The following is a 20,739-nucleotide window of genomic DNA, read 5'->3' as shown; positions in this document are numbered from 1 at the left end:
CCATTGAATGTTCAAACAGGTGCCTTATTTGTATCATCACACTTTAAATCTCTTGCACCTTTACTTTTTAGTGCAGCGACCAGCGATGCAATTGCACAACAAATAGCAATTAGCACAAGCACAGCACTCAAAGAGTCCAATGTTTTTTGAAGTAAAGTTACAACAATAGGTGCTGTAAACTGACCTAAAAAGAACATACCCGTCCACATCCCAGTTCCTTTACCACGTACATTTTCAGGGAGTAGCTTTAATACCCATGTTAAAGTCGTTGGTAATAAAGAGCCAAAACCCAAGCAACCAATAAAAATAGCTATTGATGAAATTACAATTGAAGAAGACACTGCTGTTGCAAAGTAACCAAAGGCACTTAAACCAAAACCAACACATAATAAAAGTGGCCCTGAGATATGCTTAATTTTTCCGTAACAAAATGCACCTAATGCAACACCTATATTTGCTAAAGCTCCTATTCCGCCAATAATAGCGGGCGTCACTGTCTGACTAATCGACAGTACTTCACCTAGTTTTACAATCATAGAATAAAAAATAATACCAACAAATAGTGTTATAAATAATAGAGGCAGTACTTTTTTTACAGGGAATCCCGTGAGTTGTTTGTCTTCATTTGCTCTTACTTTAGGTTCAAATAAGTTTAAAGCAACCAGCAAAGCAACAGGCAAGGCAAGTAAGTATAAAACAAATGGGCCTCTTGAACCCAATACTTCACCCAACATACCGCCAAGTGCAATGAGAAAAATAGCACTTAAGCTCACTGACGCTATTTGTATAGAAATCCATTTTTGTCTTTCTTTTCCTATGAAGTAGTCAGCAATTAATGCGGTAGCAATTGTCATAATAACCGCTTCTGTAATACCTAAAAAAATACGAGATACTATTATATGAGATAAACTTTCCAAGAAATAAGGTAATACCCCAACAGCGCTGTATATTAACAGAGCAAAAATAAGGAGCGACTTCCTGCCAAACTTATCAGAAAGAGACCCCGCAATTGGAGAGAAGACAGCAACACAGAGTGCAGGAATAGTCATAGCAATAGGCACTAAAACCTCATAACCACTAATTTGCTTAAACTCTTCAAGTAACATAGGCAGCACAGGAACAAGGGAGATGACTGCCATAACAGGCATAATAGCCGCTAAAATTAAAATAATACCGTGTTTAGTAGAAGCCACAGTGGGCGAGATAGTATTCATAAAAACTTCCTTTAATTATTGTGTGTTTTGCTTAGTGTGTTGTCGGGTCATTAAATACAAACCCGAAGGCTCCACTATGTGTTGAAAGTTTCCAATTGTAGAATTTAATATTTAGATAGAATGTATCACGTAAATAAATAGTTAATTGCAATTACCTTTTTTATCACCTTTCCTCGCTAGAGTGCCTAGCTCTCTCATGTATCTATGAAATAGGTAACTTCAATCATAAAAATCAATTAACTTGATATGCAGTTTTTACTTTATCTTTACTTTTGCGTTGCACACACATCGCAATCTCGTCACTTGTATTAACAAGTTATTAGTAAAACGCTTTTACACACACAATTATAAGGATAGAACTATGAACAAATCGTATTTACGTTCATGTATTCTGACTGCATGTTTAGCACCTTTAGCTATTTCGGCTCAAACTGCCGAAAAAACTACAGAACCTAAAGCAGATAGTGGTATTGAGTTAATAACGGTTACAGCACTTAGAAAAACAGAAAGTTTACAAGATGTGGCTGTACCTATTGATGCCGCAACAGGTAAAGAACTATCACGCATCGGTGTTACCGATGCAACAGGGCTTAATAAAATATCACCTGCACTCAATGTTGTCTCTGGTGGCGGCTCTAATACTGTATTTTTTGTCAGAGGCGTTGGTAACTTTGCTGTAAATGCATACACAGATGCTGCTTTAGCATTTAACGTAGACGGTGTATTTTTAGGGCGCCCAACAGCCACAACGGCATCATTTTTAGATGTAGAACGTATAGAGGTTTTAAAGGGACCTCAGGGCACTCTTTATGGCCGAAATGCAACAGCGGGTGCGATCAATGTTATTTCAACAAAACCTGAACTTGGTGAGACATTTGGCAATATTTCTATTGGTGCTGCTAACTATGGAACAATAACAGCTTCTGGTGCTGTCAATTTACCAATAAGCGATGACTGGGCAGCTCGTTTTGCGATTGGCAAAACTAAAAATGACGGCTACAACGATGATGGTACAGCGGCAACAGATGATACCGCATTCCGCGCACGTTTATTTGGTGAGTTTTCAGAAGATGTAAACCTTACCGTCACTGCAGATTACTCAACAACAAAAGGCAATGGTAATTCACCTTCATTTGAAGGTAGTTACGGATTCCCACTCCAAGGAAGTAATAACCACCCAAAAAATATTCCAGGTTACAACTTCAATCCTGCTCCAGATAACGTATCAGCTCCTCATACAGGCCCAGGTACACCAGCTGCAGTTGAATACTACACAGGCCAAATAACCTCGCCAGCATTTACTTCTATCACTCCCCTATATGACCCTTATATAGACAACGAGTATATGGGGGTATCGGCAGAGTTAAACGTTGCAACATCATTGGGTGATCTAACAATTATTCCGGCTTATAGAGAGAATACGGTTGACGTTTTATTTAATAATCCCGCTTTCCAAGCAGCTATTAATCAAGAAAATCACCAGCAATCTAGTTTAGAAGCTCGTTTCTCTACAACCGTAGGGGCGCTTGATTTAATTATGGGTGGCTTTTACTTTGATGAAAAAGTTGATGGTCTAGCCTCATTTAACCAATACAGCCTGCAATCAACGCAAGATATTGAAAACTCCAGTACAAAGTCAACCGCGTTTTTTGTTCATGGTAAATATCACATCTCTGAAGATCTTAGACTCGTTGGTGCTGTGCGTTGGACCAAAGATAAAAAAGAATTCCAGGGACAAGCGGATGTATTTCTAAATTTATGTATTAGAGATTTACCAGCCTACCCTGGCGGACCAGAAATCCCTAATTGTGACGGTGCGCCAGTTATTCCTGTTGGTGCAACTGTTGCAGAAACAATTGCATCTATTGATCCAGCTGATTTGCCAGAAGGAGCTCCTATAGCTAACCGAGGTCCTGTTCCGTATGGCCAAATTCCGTTGTTTCCTGGTGCGCCAGATAACCTGCGTGCAAACTTGCTTTTCATTAACCAAACACAAATTGACCGTGTTCAAGAAAATGACGAAATAACGTATCGAGCAGCAATAGAATACGATATTGCTGATAGTAATTTACTCTACACTAGTTACGAAACAGGCTATCGTTCAGGAGGGTTTAGTCCAACAGCAGGTCGTGAAGAGTTTTTACCTGAGTATATAAATGCATGGACATTTGGTTCTAAAAATAGATTTTTAGATAATTATTTACAAATCAATGCTGAGGCATTTATTTGGGATTATGAAGATCAACAGGCAAGTCACTTTGGTATTGATGGTAATGGTAATTCCGCGTTCTTTACTGAAAATATAGGTCAATCAAGTATTAAAGGCGTTGAAGTTGATATTCTTTATCAACTGACTGAAGCAACACGAATCAAAGGTAATATTCAATACCTAAAAAATGAGATTGAAGAGTTTAGTTACCTTCAAAAAACGCCAGACGAAGCTGTAAATGTTGTGACTGGTTGTGACACAACGGTAATAAGCATGACTGATGGGGAGCCCACATATAATGTCAACTGTTCAGGTAAGGAAGGCAGAAACTCGCCATCACTTTCTTTAACTGCAAGTATTAACCATTACTTAGAGTTTAATAATGGTTATTCGGCATCGGTGTCTTTTGATGCTCGTTACCGCGACGAACGTTGGGTTGGCTTTGACTTCTTACCATCACAGCGTGCTGAAGATGTTATTACCTTAGACACTTCTATGCAATTATTTTCAGCAAATGATAAGTGGTCAATTCTCGCATATGTGAGAAACATAACTGACGAAGAGATAAAAGCAACATCACAGTTATTTGCAAATGGTGGCAATACCATGGTATCAACCTATGAAAAACCAAGAACATACGGCATTACATTTAAATATGACTTCTATTAAGAGAGCACACACAATGAAAAAAAGTAGTATTTTATTTAATTTATTTCTATCTTTAGGCTGTTTAGCATTTACGTTTAACGGTAACGCAAGCGAAACAAAAAATGAGTGGATAACTCTAGGTACGATGGCAGGCCCTATTCCTAATGCAAAACACTCTCAACCAGCTAATGCGATGCTTGTTAATGGTAATACCTATTTAGTAGATGCGGGTGATGGAACTGCAGGGCAATTAGCAAAAGCAGGCCTTAATATAAAGGATGTGGATGCTATATTTTTAAGTCACCTTCACTTTGATCACACAGGTGGTTTGCCTGCAATTATTAGCTTAAGGTGGCAAACAAGTGCTAATAATGACCTTGTTATATATGGCCCGCCAGGTACTCAGCAAACCGTTGATGGTATTTTTAAATACATGACTTACGGTGCATTAGGTCATTATGGTGTTCCTGGTCAAGTTCCAGCTCCTGCAAATAACAATATTAAAGTAATTGAGGTTCAAGATGGCTCAGATATTAAATTTGATGACTTTACTCTAAATGTAATTAGAAACACTCATTATAGCTGGCCAAAAGGCAGTGACGAATGGAACAAGTTTCAAGCTTTATCGTTTAAGTTTACACTGGATGATGGTTATACTGCTGTTTACACTGGTGACACGGGCCCTAGTAAGGCCGTAGAAAAACTCGCAAACGGCGTTGATTTATTAGTTAGTGAGATGATGGATATTGATCATACCGTTAATCAAATTAAGAAAACGAATCCTCGTATGCCAGAGAAAAAATTTAAAGGTATTCATAGGCACCTTTCAAAGCATCACTTATCTCCTCAGCAGGTCGGTGAGCTGGCTAAAGCAGCAGACGTAAAAAAACTCGTCATTACTCATATGGCGCCAGGGTTAGATACTTCAGAGGAAATCGACTTTTATACCAAGCAAGTGCAAGGTGAATACAAAGGGACGATATCAATAGCTCAAGATTTGAATCGGTATGAATTAAAGCACTGACCTAATTATATAAAACTATAAGTCGCCTATTAAGGCGACTTTTTTATAAGTTTTGTGCAGTAGAAATTACTTTTTCTCTTAACCACCGGTGTATAGGGTCGTTATCAAGTGTAGGGTGCCACATCATTGATTCAACTAAAAGGGGTGTATCAAAGGGAAATGAAACTACCTTTAAACCATGCTTTTGTGCGTGTATATTGGCAAACTTTTTTGGTAAAATAGCTACGCGTTGAGTCCCCTTCAAAGTATAAATCATAGTAGAAAAGTCATTTGTAATAATATCAACTTTTCGACTTCCTCCCATCGTCTCCGTTAACCATGTTTCAATACTTAAATGACTTGTTCGTGCAAAACCTACCGACACATGCCCCATACTGCCAACTTGTTCAGCTGAAATTACATCACCAACAACTAACTTGTTATCCATATCGACTACACATGCAAGTTCATCAACCATAAGTAATGAACTAGGGTAACCATCAAGCATTACCGATTCCGGTGCTATAAATAAATCGGCTCCTCCTTTGGTAAGTATACTAACTTCATGCGAAAACGGCGATAAAAACTCAAACGTCAATAATGGAGCTAACGTAGCAAGCTCGGTTAAAATACTAGAAAACAAAACTTGAATAACATAATCCGATGCAACAATTTTGAAATGACGTTCACTTTTTAATGGATCATTAAATCGCTTACCAATAATCCCGCCTCTAATGGTTGTCAGTACTTCAGTAATTGGTACTTGAACTTCAAGCGCAAAAGGGGTCGGTTGCATAGTTTTACCAACTTGCACTAACAAGTCATCCTCGAAAAAGGCACGTGCTCTACCCAAAATACTGCTCATAGCAGACTGCGATAAATGCAGTCTCTTAGCGCTTTTGGTTATGTTTTTTTCTTCTAGTAAAACATCTAATGCAACCAGTAAATTTAAATCTAAATGCTCAAATCTCATAACATTGGTCCACTGCTGATTTTTAAATTTTGATTATTTTTAAGTATTAAAATTATTGATACAACCTATCTAAACATTCAATTTCATCAATTGCAAATGAAGTATTAATATAACTTAAACCAAAGTTTAACAACATCTGCGGACACACAATGAAATTTGCAACAATTAATAATTCAAAACCAGATGGTCAGCTTGTATTAGTCTCTAAGGATCTAACTGACTACGTAGACATTAGCGACCTAGCCGGCACGCTCCAAGAGGCACTAGATTTATGGCCTGCTATACAAGATAAGCTTTTACTTCGCTACGAGGCACTTAACGCACTTGAGCTAACAGGCATTAATAAAGTGTGTAACACTCAATTAATGGCCCCTTTACCACGTAGTTGGCAATGGTTAGACGGTTCACTTTTTTTAAATCATGGCGTGTTGATGCAGCAAGCATTTCATCTGGACCCAATCGAAGATGCTGATATTTATCCACTTGTTTATCAAGGTGCTGGCGATAGCTTTCTTAGCGCTAATGATAAAATTGCAGCTCCAAGTAACGAAGTTGGTCTTGATTTTGAGGGCGAATTTGGCGTGATGGTCGGTGACATCCCAATGGGGAGTAGTCCAGAGTTTGCACTTGAGAAAATACGTCTAATAGTCATGCTTAACGACATCAGCTATCGCGCACTCGGGCCAAGAGAAATGAAAACAGGTTTTGGCTTTGTACAAGCTAAAGGCCCTACCAGCTTCGCACCATTTGCTATTACCCCTGATGAGCTTGGTGAAAACTGGCGCAATGGTCGTATTTCACTGCCACTAGAAGTTTACCGTAACGACAAATGGTTTGGTGCGCCTGATGGCACAGAGATGTTTTTTGGTTTTCATGAATTAATTGCCCATGTCGCTAAAACTCGCCCTATTAAAGCGGGCACCGTGTTTGGCTCAGGTACTGTTTCTAACGCAGATATTAGTAAAGGACAAGCCTGTATCTCAGAGCTACGTGCTAAGGAAATGATTGCCACAGGCAAACCACAAACAGACTTTTTACAATCTGGCGAAACAGTTCATATGCGAGTACTAGACTCGCAGGGCAAGTCAATATTTGGAGATATAAAACAAGAAGCCATAATGGAGAATACACATGTTTAATCCATCACAATACACATTAATCGATTTATCGGTAACGCTTGAGAATAACCCCTATACCGATCCACCGCCATTATTACCAAAAATCGAGTATACCGACCACCAACAAGGTTGGCCAGAAATGTCATCAATGTTCCCTGGTTTAAAAAAAGATCAACTCCCAGGAAATGAATCGTGGGCGGCTGAACGTTTAGAGATCACCACTCATAGTGGCACTCACATGGATGCACCATGGCACTATGCCTCTACCACAGATGGTGGAAAACCAGCCTTTGGTATTGATGAGTTGCCCTTGGAGTGGTGTTTTCAACGCGGTGTTAAATTAGATTTTAGAGATTTCCCTGATGGTTATGTAATTACTGCCCTAGACGTTGAAAAAGAGCTAGCCCGAATTAATCACACCTTATCGCCGTTAGACATCGTTTTAGTCAATACCCGTGCAGGCTCTGTTTACGGTAAGCCTGGTTACCTTGATGCTGGTGTTGGTATGGGCCGCGAAGCCACCTTGTATCTTTTAGAGCGCGGTATAAAAGTTGTAGGTACCGACGCTTGGAGCTGGGATGCTCCTTTTAAATTCACTAAACAACGTTTCGAAGAAAGCGGCGACCCATCAATCATTTGGGAAGGCCATAAAGCGGGTCGCGACATTGGTTATGGGCAAATGGAAAAGCTAGCAAACTTAGCATCACTACCAAGTAGTGGTTTTTTAGTTTCATGTTTTCCTTACAAAATTAAACATGCCTCAGCAGGTTTTGTCAGAGCTGTCGCATTTCTAGAAAAGTAGTTGAGCACAACACATTAATTTATTAAGAGGTTATTATGTTTAAGTATTTCCCGACGAATTATGTATGGAATTTATCAGTAAATTTAGCTATCGAAATGGGCGCTCGCATTGGCGAAATCGAAGAAATGTGTGGCCCTTTACAAGAGGCTGCAAAATCACCAGATAAAGAAGGCGTTCAAGCATTTAGAGACACGTGGGCTAAAATGGCCGATAAACTATGTGGTCTTGCTGAAGAAGATCTAGAACGTGGCAGACTACTTTCTGCAGGGTACAAATATAATCGCGCTGCAACCTACCTTATAACCTGTGAACGCATTCAAGCACATGGCGCCTCGGGAAGAACAGAGCTGTATAAACGTTCACTTTCGCTTTTTCAAAAATCAATCGAACTGGGTCACGAAAACTGTGAACGCGTGGAAATTCCTTATGAAGGCAAACACCTTAGTGCTCTTTATGTCAAAGCCAAAGGCGTTAAAGGCCCTGCCCCTATTCTTATACAAATAAACGGCCTAGATTCATCAAAGGAAATGAAATATCGCGTTGGTTTACCACAATGGTTAGCAGAACGTGGCGTTTCATCACTTGTTTTAGATCAACCAGGTACAGGTGAAGCGTTAAAGCTACAAGACTTCCATGCTCGTTTTGACACTGAGCATTGGGCAAGTGTTGTTGTTGATTGGTTAGAACAACATGATGAAGTAGATAGCAAGCTAATTGGCATGGAAGGTGTCTCTTTAGGTGGCTATTACTGCCCTCGTGCGGTAGCGAATGAACCGAGACTTGCCCTAGGCTGTGTATGGGGTGCAAACCACGATTGGCGTGACGTTCAAAAACGTCGCTTAGAAAAAGAAGGTGACTTCCCCGTACCTCATTACTGGGCACATGTGCAATGGGTTTGGGGTGCAAAAAATATGGATGATTTCATGGAAATTGCTGAAAACGTCCACCTTGATGGTCAAATTGAAAAAATTAAAGTGCCATTTTTAGTCACTCACGGCGCTAAAGATTCGCAAATTCCACTTAAATGGGCCGAGCGCACCTTTGAGCAACTAGTCAATAGCCCTAAGCGTGAGCTAAAAATCTTTACAGAACGAGAAGGTGGTGTACAGCACTCTAGCTTCGACAACAGTTCAAACGCGGGTCAGTACATAGCTGATTGGGTAGCTGAAACATTTAACGAATTAAAAAAACAATAAGGATCACACCATGAATATTATTGGCCCCGATACGCTTGTTTTTGGTGTTGAAGACACCGAGAGTTGTAAGCAGTTCGCACTAGATTATGGCTTAACACAAAAAACTGAAACACGATTTGTTGCTCTTGATGGCACAGGTATTGAGATTAAAAAAGCAGATGACAGCTCATTACCGAATCCTCTTGCTACTGGTTCAATGCTGCGTAAAACAATTTACGGTGTAAAAGATCAGTATACAATAGATGCTTTAAAAACAGAGCTTGAAAAAGACCGAACAGTAACAACTTTAGACGATGGCAGTATCGAATCTGTTGACGATTTAGGGTTTGTTATTGGTTTTCAAGTGACCATACGGCAATCGCTCGAGAATCTACCAGCAGAAAAAGTCAACGCGCCAGGGTGTGAAAACAACCGTGCTGTAAACAATATTGGTATTAATACAGACTTCAAGGCAAAGCCTCGTAGCCTTTCTCATGTTGTGTATTTTGTACCGGATGCCGTTAAAGCTGAAGCTTTTTACGCACAGCGTTTAGGCTTTATTACTACGGATCGTTTTACCCATGTAGGTCCTTTTATGCGCCCCGCCGGTACCAACGATCACCACACATTATTTTTTATAAATACCCCGCCACACATGCAAGGTATTGAGCATTTCACTTTTCATATGAGCGGACCAACAGAAGTTTCTCAGGCAGGTACTGCCTTAGTTAATAAAGGCTATCAAAGCTTTTGGGGGCCAGGTCGTCATATATTCGGATCAAACTGGTTTTGGTACTTCAAAAGTCCGTTTGGCTGCAACATTGAATATGATGCTGATATGGATTTACACGATGATGAATGGACTGCACGAGAAGCAATGCCGGGTGCTGATAATTCGCAAGCTTTCTTGCTTCAGTACCGCGAAAAGTGGGCACCAATGGGCCCACCTCCCGGTAAACCAGAGTAATCATGAGTAAAGTATTTATCGCCTATAAAAGCGATATTACAGAGGGTCAAGCTAAAGGCTTTGACCCTCTTAATCTAGGGCGCGACAGCCTCTTTATAGTTCATAAAAATGGGGAGTATTATGGCTATAAAGATATCTGTCCTCACTACGGTGATACCACATTACCTTGGAAAAAAGATAAATACTTAGATTCAAAAAGTGATCAAATAGTCTGTGCTGCTCACGGCGCTTTATTCGAAATTAGCACTGGTATTTGCACACAAGGGCCATGTAAAAATCAGGCCTTAACAAACATTGAATTAGATATTCACCAACACAATGAAATTTGGGTGGATATAACAACAATAAAGGAGTTCTAAAATGAACCCGTGTATTTCTAATGTATTAATAATTGGTGGTGGCTTCTCTGGTATGTCGGCAGCCATCGAACTTGAGAAAAAAAATATTGCTGTCGATTTGGTAGAAATTGATCCTAACTGGCGAGCAGAAGGAGCTGGGATCAGTTTAGGTGGAGCTACAATTCGAGCTTTTCAACAACTTGGAATTTTAGAAGAGTTTTTAGCAAAAGGCAGTGCCCATGAAGGGTTAGATATATATGCCCCACATGGTTTGCACCTGGCCCATATACCAACGCCATTAATGGCTAATGCTAATATTCCAAAAGCGGGCGCTATAATGCGACCAGCACTTGCACAAATTTTGGCAAATAAAACGAAACAAACCAATGCCAATGTTAGGCTTGGCTGTACATTTTCATCTATTGAACAAGACGAAAATGGGGCAACAGTAACCTTTACCGATGGCACAACAAAAACATATGACCTAATTATTGGTGCTGATGGCTTGTACTCAAAAGTACGACAAGTCACATTCCCTGAAGCTGAAAAGCCTAAATTTGTAGGCCAAGGTGTATGGCGAGCCGTACTGCCTCGCCTTGAAGGCATTGATAACACGGTAATGTGGGTAGGCGAACATATTAAAGTAGGGGTTAACCCTATGTCGAAAAACGAAATGTATATGTTTGTTACAGAGGATAAAATTGAAAATAATTATATTGAACCAAAAGACTTTTTACCTTTATTAAAAGCACTTGTAGCCAAATTTTCAGCACCGGTAGTACAAGAAATACATGCTCACCTAAATGAAAACTCTAAAATTGATTACCGACCACTTGAAGGGCTATTAGTTAAAGAAGCATGGCATAAAAACCGAATCGTACTTATTGGCGATGCAGTACATGCAACGACACCTCATTTAGCGTCGGGTGCATGTATAGGTATTGAAGACGCTATTGTACTGGCTGATGAACTCACTAAGCATGCTCAGTTAGAACACGCACTAACCGCTTTTAAAGAGCGTCGTTGGGAGCGTTGTAAGCTTGTTGTTGAAAACTCAGGTCGACTTGCTCAAATAGAAATAGAAGGAGGCGACAAAGCTGAGCACTCTGCAATTATGCGTGACTCCCATATTGCCTTAGCTAAAGCAATTTAACTTACCAGAACTTAGATTAAATAGGTTGTTAATATCCCTTCGCTGAAAATGAGTGACAGCGAGGGGGTATTATTTATATTATCTCTACTAATTATAAAAATAACGGACACCTTGCCATATCAAATGCAGAGATAAAAAGCTCAAAATAAGTCGTAATCCCTTTTTAAAATTAGATGTGGGAATCTTATTTAGTACATGTAAACCTATAAACGTTCCGAGCATACCACTGACAACCATGCAAAAAATTAAAGGCAGCCAATTAAAAAATGCAAATCCAACAACACTAAAAACTCCCGCTTTTAATACATGCTGAAGTGCCATACAGCTTGAAAATGTTGCCGTAAATTTTAATTTTTCATACTCGTTTGTATACAAGTAACTGCTTACAATTGGGCCGCTAGCGCCAACAAATACAGAGAGAAAGGCAGTACTTAACCCTGCAATAAAGCGCACGCTTGGTGATGTGCCACTAAATTTAGGCTTTGGGCCCCACAACAAATAAAAAATAAATATTGCCAACACAATTTTCATCGGCTCAAGTGCTATTTGTGTTACTACAGTAGTCGATAGCACAGCACCAAACAGCCCTCCTACTGAAAAATAAGCCAACATATTCAGGTCAATGTATCTAAACGTTGCTATTGCTCGAGTCGCATTAGAGCCTAACTGAACAAGGCCATGAACGGGAATAACAATTGACATAGGCAGTATAGAGGCCATTGAAAGCAGTAGTAATAAGCCGCCTCCTGCGCCAAATGCGGCGGTAATAAATGATCCAAAAAAAGCGAATGCAATTAAAATCCCCGCATATAGCGGGGTGAGTAAATCATTTAGTAATAAGCTCAAAACGAAAAACCTTAATTGCTACATTTAAAACTCTTCGGTGTCTATTTCCGCTTGAGTTGCCTCAGGATAACGCGGACCACTAACTGAGAACGGTGAGAATAAAGCTGATAGTTGCGTTAACTGCTCTGCTGACAGTACAATTTTTTCAGCACTTACATTATCGGCTAAATGTTCATTATTCTGTGTGCCAGGGATAACATGAACATGCTCACCTTGATGAAGCACCCAGGCTAAACACAATTGAGCCAGTGTTAAATTTGTGCTTTGTGCGATAGATTTTAATGCACTTAACAATTGCTTGTTTTTGCTAAAATGAGGTTCATTAAAGCGTGGCATACCACGTCTAATATCACCTTCAACTAGTACCTCTAGACTGGTAACCTGCTCAGTTAAGAAGCCTCTCGCTAATGGTGAAAATGCAATAAAAGCAGCCCCTATATGCTTACATGTTTCGAGGACTGCAATTTCAGGATTACGTGTCCATAACGAATACTCTGATTGCACCGCTGCAATCGAATGAACATTATTTGCTCGCTTTATTGAGTCGGCTGATACCTCAGATAAGCCAATTGCTTTAATTTTTCCTTCACCAACTAAGCGCGAGAGCTCGCCAACACTCTCCTCAATCGGCACAGATTTATCCATACGATGTAAGTAATATAAATCTAGAACTTCTGTATTTAGACTAGTTAAAGACGCCTCTATTGTTGATCGAAGCGTTTGTGGACGCCCATCAATAACACGCTTGCCATTAACGCCCGCCATACCACATTTGCTCGCCAAAAAAATTTTATCTCGGTGTGGAGCTAAAGCTTTACCTAGTAGGGCTTCATTTTTACCAAATCCATACAAAGCGGCAGTATCAAAATGCTCAACACCTAAATCAATCGCTGCGTGTAATAAATTAATTGCAGCTTCATCTGAGGGAGGACTCCCATAGGCATGGCTCAAGTTCATACAGCCCAACCCAATTGGATTAACGCTATGACCATTAATTTTACGCTTATTCATACGCCCTCCTTTGCGATTAATTATTGATTATTTAATTGCTGCTCTAAGTCGTGAAGCACCCGATAACAATCAAGTACCTGCTCCACACTTGAATTAGGCTCGCGACCTTCTTTTATAGCAGTAAAAAACTCTCTATCTTGCAGCTCAATACCATTCATTGATACATCAACAGCGGAGACATCAATCGCATTTTCTTTGCCATCCACTAAATCATCATAGCGTGCTATGTATGTTCCTGTGTCACCAATATAGCGGAAAAATGTTCCTAAAGGCCCATCATTGTTAAACGATAATGATAAGGTACAAATTGCACCATTTTCAGCTAGTAATTGAATAGACATATCTAAAGCAATACCAAGCTCTGGGTGAATTGGTCCCTGAATAGCATTCGCTTTAACCACTTTAGCGCCTGCTTGATAAGCAAATAAATCAACAGTGTGCGCAGCGTGGTGCCATAAAAGGTGATCAGTCCACGACCGGGCCTCGCCTTTAGCATTGATATTTTTACGACGGAAAAAGTACGTTTGTACATCCATTTGCTGAATACTAAACTCATCAGCCGTTATTTTATTATTAACCCATTGATGTGATGGATTAAAGCGCCGAGTATGCCCAACCATACAAGTCAGCCCCGTGCGCTTTTGTACCTCAACTACCTTTAATGAATTCTCCCAGCTATCTGCTAATGGGATTTCAACTTGCACATGCTTACCCGCTTCCATACATTGGATAGATTGCGCAGCGTGTTGCTGAGTAGGTGTACATAAAATAACTGCATCTGCGTCAATTTTAAGCGCATCATTTAAGCTTGTAAAAACCTGTGGAATGCCATACTCATCAGCCACTTTTTGAGTTTTTTCTAGCGTACGACCAACAAGTGCTACCACTTCAACACCGTCGATATTTTTAATACCGTCAAGGTGCTTAATTCCAAATGCGCCTGGTCCAACAACAATTACTTTCATAAAATTTCTCCAGGTTATTTATTTTCTAAAACAAGATGACCAACAGCAGTATTAGATGCGGGTACATGATAATGACGCTTCTTTAATTCAACCTCATCATTGAGCGCACCACGCATTACGAGCCACATAATAAGCTCAATGCCTTCAGAGCCAGCTAGGTTAATGTATTCAAGATGTGGTTTTAGGGCTAAGTTTTCAGCATCATCAACAATGTCATCTAAAAAAGCATTATCAAATTCTTTATTAATTAAACCTGCACGCGGTCCCTGTAATTGATGGCTCATGCCGCCCGTCCCCCAAATTTGTACATTCAGGTCTTCATCAAAACTTTCTACAGCTTTACGTAACGATTTACCTAAATTGTAACAACGCTGCCCAGATGGGGTTGGATAAAGCACTACATTTACTGCAATAGGAATAACTTTACACGGCCAATTTTCAGGCTGACCAAACATCAGTGATAACGGGACCGTTAAGCCATGATCAACATCTAAAGTATTGACGACAGTTAAGTCAAAATCGTCTTGAATAACAGATTGAGCAATATGTGAAGCAAATTCAGGATAGCCTTTTACATTTGGCACAGGACGTGGCCCCCATCCTTCATCGGCTGGCTTAAACTCTTCACCCGTTGCAATCGCAAAGGTAGGAACTAAATTAGAGTCAAACGCGGTTGCATGATCGTTATATACTAATAATACAACGTCTGGTTTTTGCTTTTTTATCCACTCTTTAGCGTAATCATAGCCCTCAAATAATGGTTTCCAATACTCATTATCTGTTATGCCATTATCAATAGCAGCCCCAATAGCCGGAACATGTGATGTAGCAACACCTGCATTTATTTTGGCCATGATTAACTTCCTTTCTTTAATGTATTACTGCTGTCGGGTGCACGACCCCCTGATAGCATCATTTGCGCGTATTCATCTTGTGTCATCCCCGTCATCGTTGATGCTGCGGCTTGAAAACTAATACCGTCGCTAGAAAATATTTTTGCAAGAAAATAAATATTGCCGCCTAGGCTCATCATTCTGTTGTAATCACGTGCTATAACCGCTTCTTTTTGTGCTTCGCTCATTGGCCACTCATCAAGGTAGACTTTCTCACCTGCTTTAAATTTCTTCCGATTTGGCGCTTTCATCAACGACATGCAAAATTGATTTAAGTGAAAACCTAAACGCGCCATATCGGCGTCAAATATAATGGTACCTGGCACCTCTTTGTAAGGTTTATTAATAGCCATATGTATTCCTTATTTCGACCAATACAAACGCATTGGATTATCAATTAATAACTTTTTCTGTAATTCAGCAGTAGGTGCAAAAAGTGGAATCATGTCCACTAATTTACCATCGTCGGGCATGTGGCTTTTCATATTTGGGTGCGGCCAATCAGTGCCCCATAAAACACGATCAGGAAAACTTTCCACGACTTTACGCGCAAAAGGAACAACGTCTTGGTAGCCTTTATCAGGACCATCAGCAGAGATCCGTTCAGGGCAACTTACTTTAGACCACACATTTTCATTCTCACGCATAAACTGTAAAAACAACGCAAAGTCTTCGCCTTCAACAGGTTTAGTAACATCTGGGCGCCCCATATGGTCAACGACTAATGTCGTTGGCAAACTAGTGAAAAAATCATAAAGCTCGGGCAAATCTTGGCTTTCAAAATAGATAACAATGTGCCAATTACGTTTAACAATACGATCAGCTATACGTTTTAACGAGTCAAATGGCAAGGCATCAACTAGGCGCTTTACAAAATTAAAACGCACACCGCGTACACCTGCAGCATGTAATTTATCAAGCTCGGCTTCGCTAATATCTTCTTTAATAGTTGCAATACCACGTGCTAAACCATTTGATGCTAAAAGCGCATCTACCATCGCATTGTTGTCAGCTCCATGACAGGTTGCTTGCACAATAACATTTCGACTAAATCCTAAGTAATCGCGTAAATCCCAGAGCTGCTGTTTTGATGCATCGCACGGTGTGTATTTACGCTCGGGCGCAAAACCAAACTCATTGCCGGGGCCGAATACATGACAATGCGCATCAACCGCACCTTCGAGTAACTCAAAACCAGGTTTTGATGGCGATTGATGCCAATGAAGCCAATCGGCATCCATTATAAATTTACTCACAAACCCATCCCTTTTAATTTGACGTCCAAGCGTGGGTATACGCGACGCGCATTCTCTTCAAAAATCGCTTTTTTGTCTGCTGCCGATATTTCTAATGTGTCAATGTAACGTTTAGTATCATCAAAATAGTGTCCGGTTTGCGGATCAATACCACGCACAGCCCCAATCATTTCAGAGCCAAATAAAATATTTTTAGTATCAATAACGTCTACTAATAAATCTATGCCTGGTTGATGATAAACGCAGGTATCAAAATATACATTTTTCATAACATGCTCGTTAAGTGGTGGCTGCTTCATCATATCAGCCAATCCACGATAACGTCCCCAATGATAAGGCACCGCTCCACCACCATGGGGTATAATAAACCGTAAATCAGGAAACTCGTTAAACAAGTCACCTTGTAAAAATTGCATAAATGCGGTGGTATCAGCATTCATATAATGCGCGCCCGTCGCATGGAAATTTGGATTACATGAGCCCGATACATGGATCATTGCAGGAACATCGAGCTCAACCATTTTTTCATAAAGTGGAAACCAACTCGGATCGGTTAACGGAGCTGAAGTCCAATGACCACCAGAAGGGTCAGGGTTTAAATTACAACCAACAAATCCTAATTCATTAACACAGCGCTCTAGCTCAGCAACTGAATTTTCAATTGGTACTCCCGGCGATTGTGGTAATTGGCACACTCCTATAAAACGCGTAGGGTATAAGTCAACAACTCGCGCTATTAAATCGTTACAGGCTGAGGTCCATTGTTTTGATACCTCTTCATTACCTACGTGATGCGCCATAGCCGATGCACGAGGTGAAAAAATAGTCATGTCTAGGCCGCGTTCATCGAGCAACTTTAACTGATTTTTTTCAATACTTTCGCGAATTTCATCGTCCGAAATATAGGGAACGCCTGGAAGGGCTCTTCCCTCTTCAAATGCTTTAATTTGCGCTGCTCTAAAAAGCTGTAATGACTCTGGCGCTGTTGTGTAATGTCCGTGGCAGTCTATTATCATTGTGTGTCTCCTGCTGAGAGTATTATTGAAACTATCTTTTAGTAGTCGATCAAGCCATTGCTGAGCCGACCATTAATAAGCGCGCGGTTCTTAACAGCGCAGAACGATGTATTTTATAAGTGCTCAGTTGAGCGATACCTGATACCTGCATTTCAACAGTAAACTGACCCGTTGGATGCTCAACAACGATATCAAACTCCCCATCAATAAAGTTTTGGTTAGCATGCCTATAGGCTACTGTACCTTTTAAAACACATGCACTTGCTACGCTCACACTGCCTAACACCCCAATAGCCTCATGAACACGGTGGGGTATAAATGTTCGAGTGTTAATTACCCCACCATTTTTTGCAGGGCTTACTAAAGACATTTTTGGAATCGTTTTATTAGTTACATCCCCTAAATTCATCATCTTAGCCGCGATTAAACGAATAGCTTCAATCTTTTGCTTTAAATCGGTATTATCTTCGAGTGTATTAGGCGACTCATCACCCACTAAACCAAACTCGCTAGCATCTAAAATAACCACCGGCATGCCGTTATCAATACAGGTTATTGAATACCCATTAATTTCATCTATGGCATTACCCGTAGGAAAAAGTGCACCACAATTGGCACCCGCTATATCTAGAAAGTCGAGCGTGATAGGCGCTGCTGAACCTGGTACACCGTCGATTACGGCCTCTCCTTTATAGCTTACTTTGCCATTAGGAGTTTGAACGCGTGCAACAGCTGAGGCTGCAGTATTTAGCATATGAATTCGTACATCGGTTGTTTTTTCTTTTGCATTCACTAATCCCTGCTCAATTGCAAATGGCGCAACACCGGCGAGTAAATTGCCACAATTTTGTGTATCACTCACCACCGCTTTATCAACTACAACTTGTAAAAAAAGGTAATCCACATCAGTATTTGCTCGCATTGATTTTTCAACAATAGCCACTTTACTGGTGAGAGGATGCGCACCACCTAAACCATCAATTTGCCTTGTGTCAGGCGACCCCATTATGTGTAACAGTAATTCATCGCGCTTTGAGGAATCACTCGGAAGATCACTGGCTAAAAAATAAAGCCCTTTAGAGGTACCACCGCGCATAATTGAGCAAGGAATAGCCGCGTGCATTTACTTATCCTCACTTTGCTTTATATAAGTTAAGCCTTTAGCTGCTAAACGCTCGCGCATAGCATATATATCCAAACCTAACTCACCCGAAGCTAAACGCTTTCGCTTGTCTTCTTCGTTAGCAACACGTTTCAGGACTTTTTCATGAACCTCTTCACCACGACTTTGTTCAACAACAACAACGCCATCATCATCAGCAACAATGATGTCTCCAGGTTTTATATAAGCCCCTGCGCACACAACTGGCACATTGACATTTGCAATGGTTTCTTTAACTGTACCTTGCGCATAAACATCTTTAGACCAAACCGGGAAGCCCATTTCAGTCAGTGTTGCGATATCGCGTACGCCACCATCAATAATTAAACCTTTAACGCCTCGCGCTTGTAATGAAGTTGCCAACAAGTCACCAAAAAAACCGTCAATACACCCGCTCGTAGGTGTAACAACAAGTACATCACCTGGCTGACATTGCTCTACAGCTACATGAATCATCCAGTTGTCGCCAGGAGCCACTTCACATGTTACTGCACTGCCAGCAATACGAGCAGAGCGATAAATAGGCTTCATATAGCTGGCTAATAAGCCAACGCGACCTTGTGCCTCATGTACCGTTGCAACTTCAGCATTTTGGTATTTTTCTAATATCTCTTTATTAGGGCGCGCTATATCTGTAATACACACAGCCATACTATTTACCTTATTTATAATTAAACGCTATTGATGCAATGAGTATATTGAAGTCAGCTATATAAAGAACTTTAAAAAGCTGTCAAAGGACATTAGTTTTTTCTATAGTGGTAGTAATCAAATATTAATGTGTGAGTTAAATAAAAATGAATTTTAATAATAGACATTTGTTAAGCGCCTTGTATATAAAGAACTTAATGTCGTTAAGCAAGGCAGCTAATACTGTTCACTTAACCCAGTCGGCACTCACCCAAGGCATTAAAAAACTTGAAAACGAACTTAATCAAGTCCTATTTATTCGGACCCACTCGGGGATGACACCGACGCCAAGCGGTATATTTTTTCTAAATCGGGTTGAACGTGCATTTGAGTATTTAGATGAATTTTCGAGGGTTATTTTTAATAATAAACATAAGCAAGATGCCTTTAATCGCTCTGTCACTTCAAAGCAATTAGTAGCACTCATACACTTAGTACAAATGAAAAACTACACCGCTGCAGCCAATAAACTTAATTTGTCGCAACCCACCTTACACCGCAGCATCAAAGATTTAGAGCAACTATGTAAAAAGGACCTCGCGGTACGTTCACCCTTGGGTATTGAACCTACTTGGACGGCAAACTTGCTAAATCGTTTTGCAAAGCTGTTTTTCTCTGAATTACGCCAAGGTATTTATGAAATGAGGGAGTTTAATGGACAAATGGATGGTGCTCTAAAAGTAGGTAGCTTACCATTGGCACGCTCAGCTATTGTGCCATTGAGTATTATTGCTTTAAATAATGAATTTCCTGATGCCCAGCTAAGTATTATAGATGGTCCATACCAAGAGCAGCTAGCTAACTTGCTTCATGGTGAAATTGACATCATTGTCGGTGCATTACGCATCCCTGCTCAACATAATGATATTGAACAAATTCCATTATTTAAAGATCAACTTTGTGTTGTAGTAAATGCTCAACACCCTTTGGCAAGCCGCCAAACAATATCAACAAAAGAGCTCCAGCAACTTGATTGGGTAGCACCTAACAAAAGCACACCCGCGTGGCAGGTTTTTAGTAACATATTTGTTAGCCGAGGTTTACCACCACCAAGCCATGTAATAGAGTGCAGCTCGCAAGTTGCTGCGCGCGGTATTTTATTAAACAGTTCTCGAGCGGCCTTGTTACCAGCCAAGCAAGTTGAAATAGAAGTACAAACAGGAATATTAGCTATCTGCCCGATGACACTGCCCGATACTGACCGTAGTATAGGACTGACGATACGAAAAGACTGGCAGCCTACCCAAATGCAATCGCGTTTTTTAACAATAATTAAAAACAATACGCGCATGCTTTAATC

20 protein-coding genes are annotated in these 20,739 nt (G+C 40.3%); 9 read left to right on the top strand and 11 right to left on the bottom strand.

Annotated features, from left to right (window positions below; genetic code table 11):
* Positions 1 to 11: 11 nt before the first annotated feature.
* Positions 12 to 1,214, bottom strand: coding sequence for an MFS transporter (locus H5115_RS02590; protein WP_182753492.1), 1,203 nt, complete (start codon positions 1,212 to 1,214; stop codon positions 12 to 14).
* Between the two features lie 361 nt (positions 1,215 to 1,575).
* Between H5115_RS02590 and H5115_RS02585 the strand changes: the two genes are divergently transcribed.
* Together H5115_RS02585 and H5115_RS02580 are read left to right on the top strand one after the other, a co-directional pair.
* The gene (locus H5115_RS02585; RefSeq protein ID WP_182681173.1) at positions 1,576 to 4,092 is read left to right on the top strand and encodes a TonB-dependent receptor; all 2,517 of its coding nucleotides are present in this window, start codon (positions 1,576 to 1,578) and stop codon (positions 4,090 to 4,092) included.
* 13 nt (positions 4,093 to 4,105) lie between these two features.
* Positions 4,106 to 5,095, top strand: a complete 990-nt coding sequence (locus H5115_RS02580; RefSeq protein WP_182753490.1) for an MBL fold metallo-hydrolase — start codon at positions 4,106 to 4,108, stop codon at positions 5,093 to 5,095.
* A 43-nt stretch (positions 5,096 to 5,138) separates the two neighbouring features.
* Here H5115_RS02580 and H5115_RS02575 read toward each other — a convergent pair whose 3' ends face one another.
* Positions 5,139 to 6,047 carry a LysR family transcriptional regulator gene (locus H5115_RS02575; protein WP_182753488.1) on the bottom strand — a complete coding sequence of 303 codons (909 nt, stop codon included), beginning with the start codon at positions 6,045 to 6,047 and terminating at the stop codon, positions 5,139 to 5,141.
* Between the two features lie 149 nt (positions 6,048 to 6,196).
* Here H5115_RS02575 and H5115_RS02570 point away from each other — a divergent pair, with 149 nt between their 5' ends.
* Genes H5115_RS02570 through H5115_RS02545 form a run of 6 tightly spaced genes read left to right on the top strand, consistent with a single transcriptional unit; the run spans position 6,197 to position 11,600 of the window.
* Positions 6,197 to 7,186 carry a fumarylacetoacetate hydrolase family protein gene (locus H5115_RS02570; RefSeq protein ID WP_182716392.1) on the top strand — a complete coding sequence of 330 codons (990 nt, stop codon included), beginning with the start codon at positions 6,197 to 6,199 and terminating at the stop codon, positions 7,184 to 7,186.
* Positions 7,179 to 7,967: a cyclase family protein gene (locus tag H5115_RS02565; RefSeq protein WP_154902990.1), complete on the top strand. Its 789-nt coding sequence runs from the start codon at positions 7,179 to 7,181 to the stop codon at positions 7,965 to 7,967. The genes H5115_RS02570 and H5115_RS02565 overlap by 8 nt, the downstream gene beginning before the upstream one ends.
* A gap of 35 nt (positions 7,968 to 8,002) precedes the next feature.
* The gene (locus H5115_RS02560) at positions 8,003 to 9,163 is read left to right on the top strand and encodes a S9 family peptidase (protein ID WP_154902989.1); all 1,161 of its coding nucleotides are present in this window, start codon (positions 8,003 to 8,005) and stop codon (positions 9,161 to 9,163) included.
* Between the two features lie 10 nt (positions 9,164 to 9,173).
* Positions 9,174 to 10,109, top strand: coding sequence for a VOC family protein (locus H5115_RS02555; RefSeq protein WP_182753486.1), 936 nt, complete (start codon positions 9,174 to 9,176; stop codon positions 10,107 to 10,109).
* Positions 10,110 to 10,111: 2 nt separating this feature from the next.
* Complete coding sequence (locus H5115_RS02550; RefSeq protein ID WP_182753484.1) at positions 10,112 to 10,468, top strand: Rieske (2Fe-2S) protein; 357 nt, start codon at positions 10,112 to 10,114, stop codon at positions 10,466 to 10,468.
* Between the two features lies 1 nt (position 10,469).
* Positions 10,470 to 11,600, top strand: a complete 1,131-nt coding sequence (locus tag H5115_RS02545) for an FAD-dependent oxidoreductase (protein WP_182753482.1) — start codon at positions 10,470 to 10,472, stop codon at positions 11,598 to 11,600.
* A gap of 87 nt (positions 11,601 to 11,687) precedes the next feature.
* Here H5115_RS02545 and H5115_RS02540 read toward each other — a convergent pair whose 3' ends face one another.
* The 9 genes from H5115_RS02540 to H5115_RS02500 are packed head-to-tail and all read right to left on the bottom strand — an operon-like array spanning position 11,688 to position 19,400.
* Positions 11,688 to 12,446 carry a sulfite exporter TauE/SafE family protein gene (locus H5115_RS02540; protein WP_182753480.1) on the bottom strand — a complete coding sequence of 253 codons (759 nt, stop codon included), beginning with the start codon at positions 12,444 to 12,446 and terminating at the stop codon, positions 11,688 to 11,690.
* Positions 12,447 to 12,470: 24 nt separating this feature from the next.
* Positions 12,471 to 13,457: an aldo/keto reductase gene (locus H5115_RS02535; protein WP_182753478.1), complete on the bottom strand. Its 987-nt coding sequence runs from the start codon at positions 13,455 to 13,457 to the stop codon at positions 12,471 to 12,473.
* A gap of 20 nt (positions 13,458 to 13,477) precedes the next feature.
* Entirely contained in the window at positions 13,478 to 14,422 is a 945-nt protein-coding gene (locus H5115_RS02530) for a Gfo/Idh/MocA family oxidoreductase (protein WP_182681164.1), read from the bottom strand.
* 14 nt (positions 14,423 to 14,436) lie between these two features.
* Positions 14,437 to 15,276, bottom strand: a complete 840-nt coding sequence (locus H5115_RS02525) for a class III extradiol dioxygenase subunit beta (protein ID WP_154903788.1) — start codon at positions 15,274 to 15,276, stop codon at positions 14,437 to 14,439.
* A gap of 2 nt (positions 15,277 to 15,278) precedes the next feature.
* Complete coding sequence (gene ligA, locus H5115_RS02520) at positions 15,279 to 15,668, bottom strand: protocatechuate 4,5-dioxygenase subunit alpha (RefSeq protein ID WP_154903787.1); 390 nt, start codon at positions 15,666 to 15,668, stop codon at positions 15,279 to 15,281.
* Between the two features lie 9 nt (positions 15,669 to 15,677).
* A complete protein-coding gene (locus tag H5115_RS02515; RefSeq protein ID WP_310736276.1) occupies positions 15,678 to 16,571 on the bottom strand; it encodes an amidohydrolase family protein in 894 nt (297 codons plus the stop codon).
* On the bottom strand, positions 16,568 to 17,587 hold the full coding sequence (locus tag H5115_RS02510) for an amidohydrolase family protein (RefSeq protein WP_154903786.1): 1,020 nt from the start codon (positions 17,585 to 17,587) through the stop codon (positions 16,568 to 16,570). The genes H5115_RS02515 and H5115_RS02510 overlap by 4 nt, the downstream gene beginning before the upstream one ends.
* A 49-nt stretch (positions 17,588 to 17,636) precedes the next feature.
* Positions 17,637 to 18,710, bottom strand: coding sequence for a 4-oxalomesaconate tautomerase (locus tag H5115_RS02505; RefSeq protein WP_182716387.1), 1,074 nt, complete (start codon positions 18,708 to 18,710; stop codon positions 17,637 to 17,639).
* Positions 18,711 to 19,400 carry a 4-carboxy-4-hydroxy-2-oxoadipate aldolase/oxaloacetate decarboxylase gene (locus H5115_RS02500; RefSeq protein ID WP_154903784.1) on the bottom strand — a complete coding sequence of 230 codons (690 nt, stop codon included), beginning with the start codon at positions 19,398 to 19,400 and terminating at the stop codon, positions 18,711 to 18,713.
* A gap of 197 nt (positions 19,401 to 19,597) precedes the next feature.
* Here H5115_RS02500 and H5115_RS02495 point away from each other — a divergent pair, with 197 nt between their 5' ends.
* On the top strand, positions 19,598 to 20,737 hold the full coding sequence (locus tag H5115_RS02495) for a LysR family transcriptional regulator (RefSeq protein WP_259396310.1): 1,140 nt from the start codon (positions 19,598 to 19,600) through the stop codon (positions 20,735 to 20,737).
* The last annotated feature ends 2 nt before the right edge of the window (positions 20,738 to 20,739 follow it).

Source organism: Pseudoalteromonas sp. SR44-2 (genome assembly GCF_014163745.1).
GTDB classification, from domain to species: domain Bacteria; phylum Pseudomonadota; class Gammaproteobacteria; order Enterobacterales; family Alteromonadaceae; genus Pseudoalteromonas; species Pseudoalteromonas distincta.
This window is presented reverse-complemented; position numbering and strand designations above follow the sequence as displayed.

Bases quoted from the DNA above. Each gene is read 5' to 3' on its own strand.
- H5115_RS02530 (WP_182681164.1), bottom strand. From the start codon at position 14,422: ATGAAAGTAATTGTTGTTGGACCAGGCGCATTTGGAATTAAGCACCTT.
- H5115_RS02495 (WP_259396310.1), top strand. From the start codon at position 19,598: ATGTCGTTAAGCAAGGCAGCTAATACTGTTCACTTAACCCAGTCGGCA.
- H5115_RS02510 (WP_154903786.1), bottom strand. From the start codon at position 17,587: ATGATAATAGACTGCCACGGACATTACACAACAGCGCCAGAGTCATTA.
- H5115_RS02565 (WP_154902990.1), top strand. From the start codon at position 7,179: ATGTTTAATCCATCACAATACACATTAATCGATTTATCGGTAACGCTT.
- H5115_RS02550 (WP_182753484.1), top strand. From the start codon at position 10,112: ATGAGTAAAGTATTTATCGCCTATAAAAGCGATATTACAGAGGGTCAA.
- H5115_RS02525 (WP_154903788.1), bottom strand. From the start codon at position 15,276: ATGGCCAAAATAAATGCAGGTGTTGCTACATCACATGTTCCGGCTATT.
- H5115_RS02580 (WP_182753490.1), top strand. From the start codon at position 4,106: ATGAAAAAAAGTAGTATTTTATTTAATTTATTTCTATCTTTAGGCTGT.
- H5115_RS02585 (WP_182681173.1), top strand. From the start codon at position 1,576: ATGAACAAATCGTATTTACGTTCATGTATTCTGACTGCATGTTTAGCA.
- ligA (WP_154903787.1), bottom strand. From the start codon at position 15,668: ATGGCTATTAATAAACCTTACAAAGAGGTGCCAGGTACCATTATATTT.
- H5115_RS02500 (WP_154903784.1), bottom strand. From the start codon at position 19,400: ATGGCTGTGTGTATTACAGATATAGCGCGCCCTAATAAAGAGATATTA.
- H5115_RS02555 (WP_182753486.1), top strand. From the start codon at position 9,174: ATGAATATTATTGGCCCCGATACGCTTGTTTTTGGTGTTGAAGACACC.
- H5115_RS02590 (WP_182753492.1), bottom strand. From the start codon at position 1,214: ATGAATACTATCTCGCCCACTGTGGCTTCTACTAAACACGGTATTATT.
- H5115_RS02505 (WP_182716387.1), bottom strand. From the start codon at position 18,710: ATGCACGCGGCTATTCCTTGCTCAATTATGCGCGGTGGTACCTCTAAA.
- H5115_RS02545 (WP_182753482.1), top strand. From the start codon at position 10,470: ATGAACCCGTGTATTTCTAATGTATTAATAATTGGTGGTGGCTTCTCT.
- H5115_RS02570 (WP_182716392.1), top strand. From the start codon at position 6,197: ATGAAATTTGCAACAATTAATAATTCAAAACCAGATGGTCAGCTTGTA.
- H5115_RS02575 (WP_182753488.1), bottom strand. From the start codon at position 6,047: ATGAGATTTGAGCATTTAGATTTAAATTTACTGGTTGCATTAGATGTT.
- H5115_RS02535 (WP_182753478.1), bottom strand. From the start codon at position 13,457: ATGAATAAGCGTAAAATTAATGGTCATAGCGTTAATCCAATTGGGTTG.
- H5115_RS02560 (WP_154902989.1), top strand. From the start codon at position 8,003: ATGTTTAAGTATTTCCCGACGAATTATGTATGGAATTTATCAGTAAAT.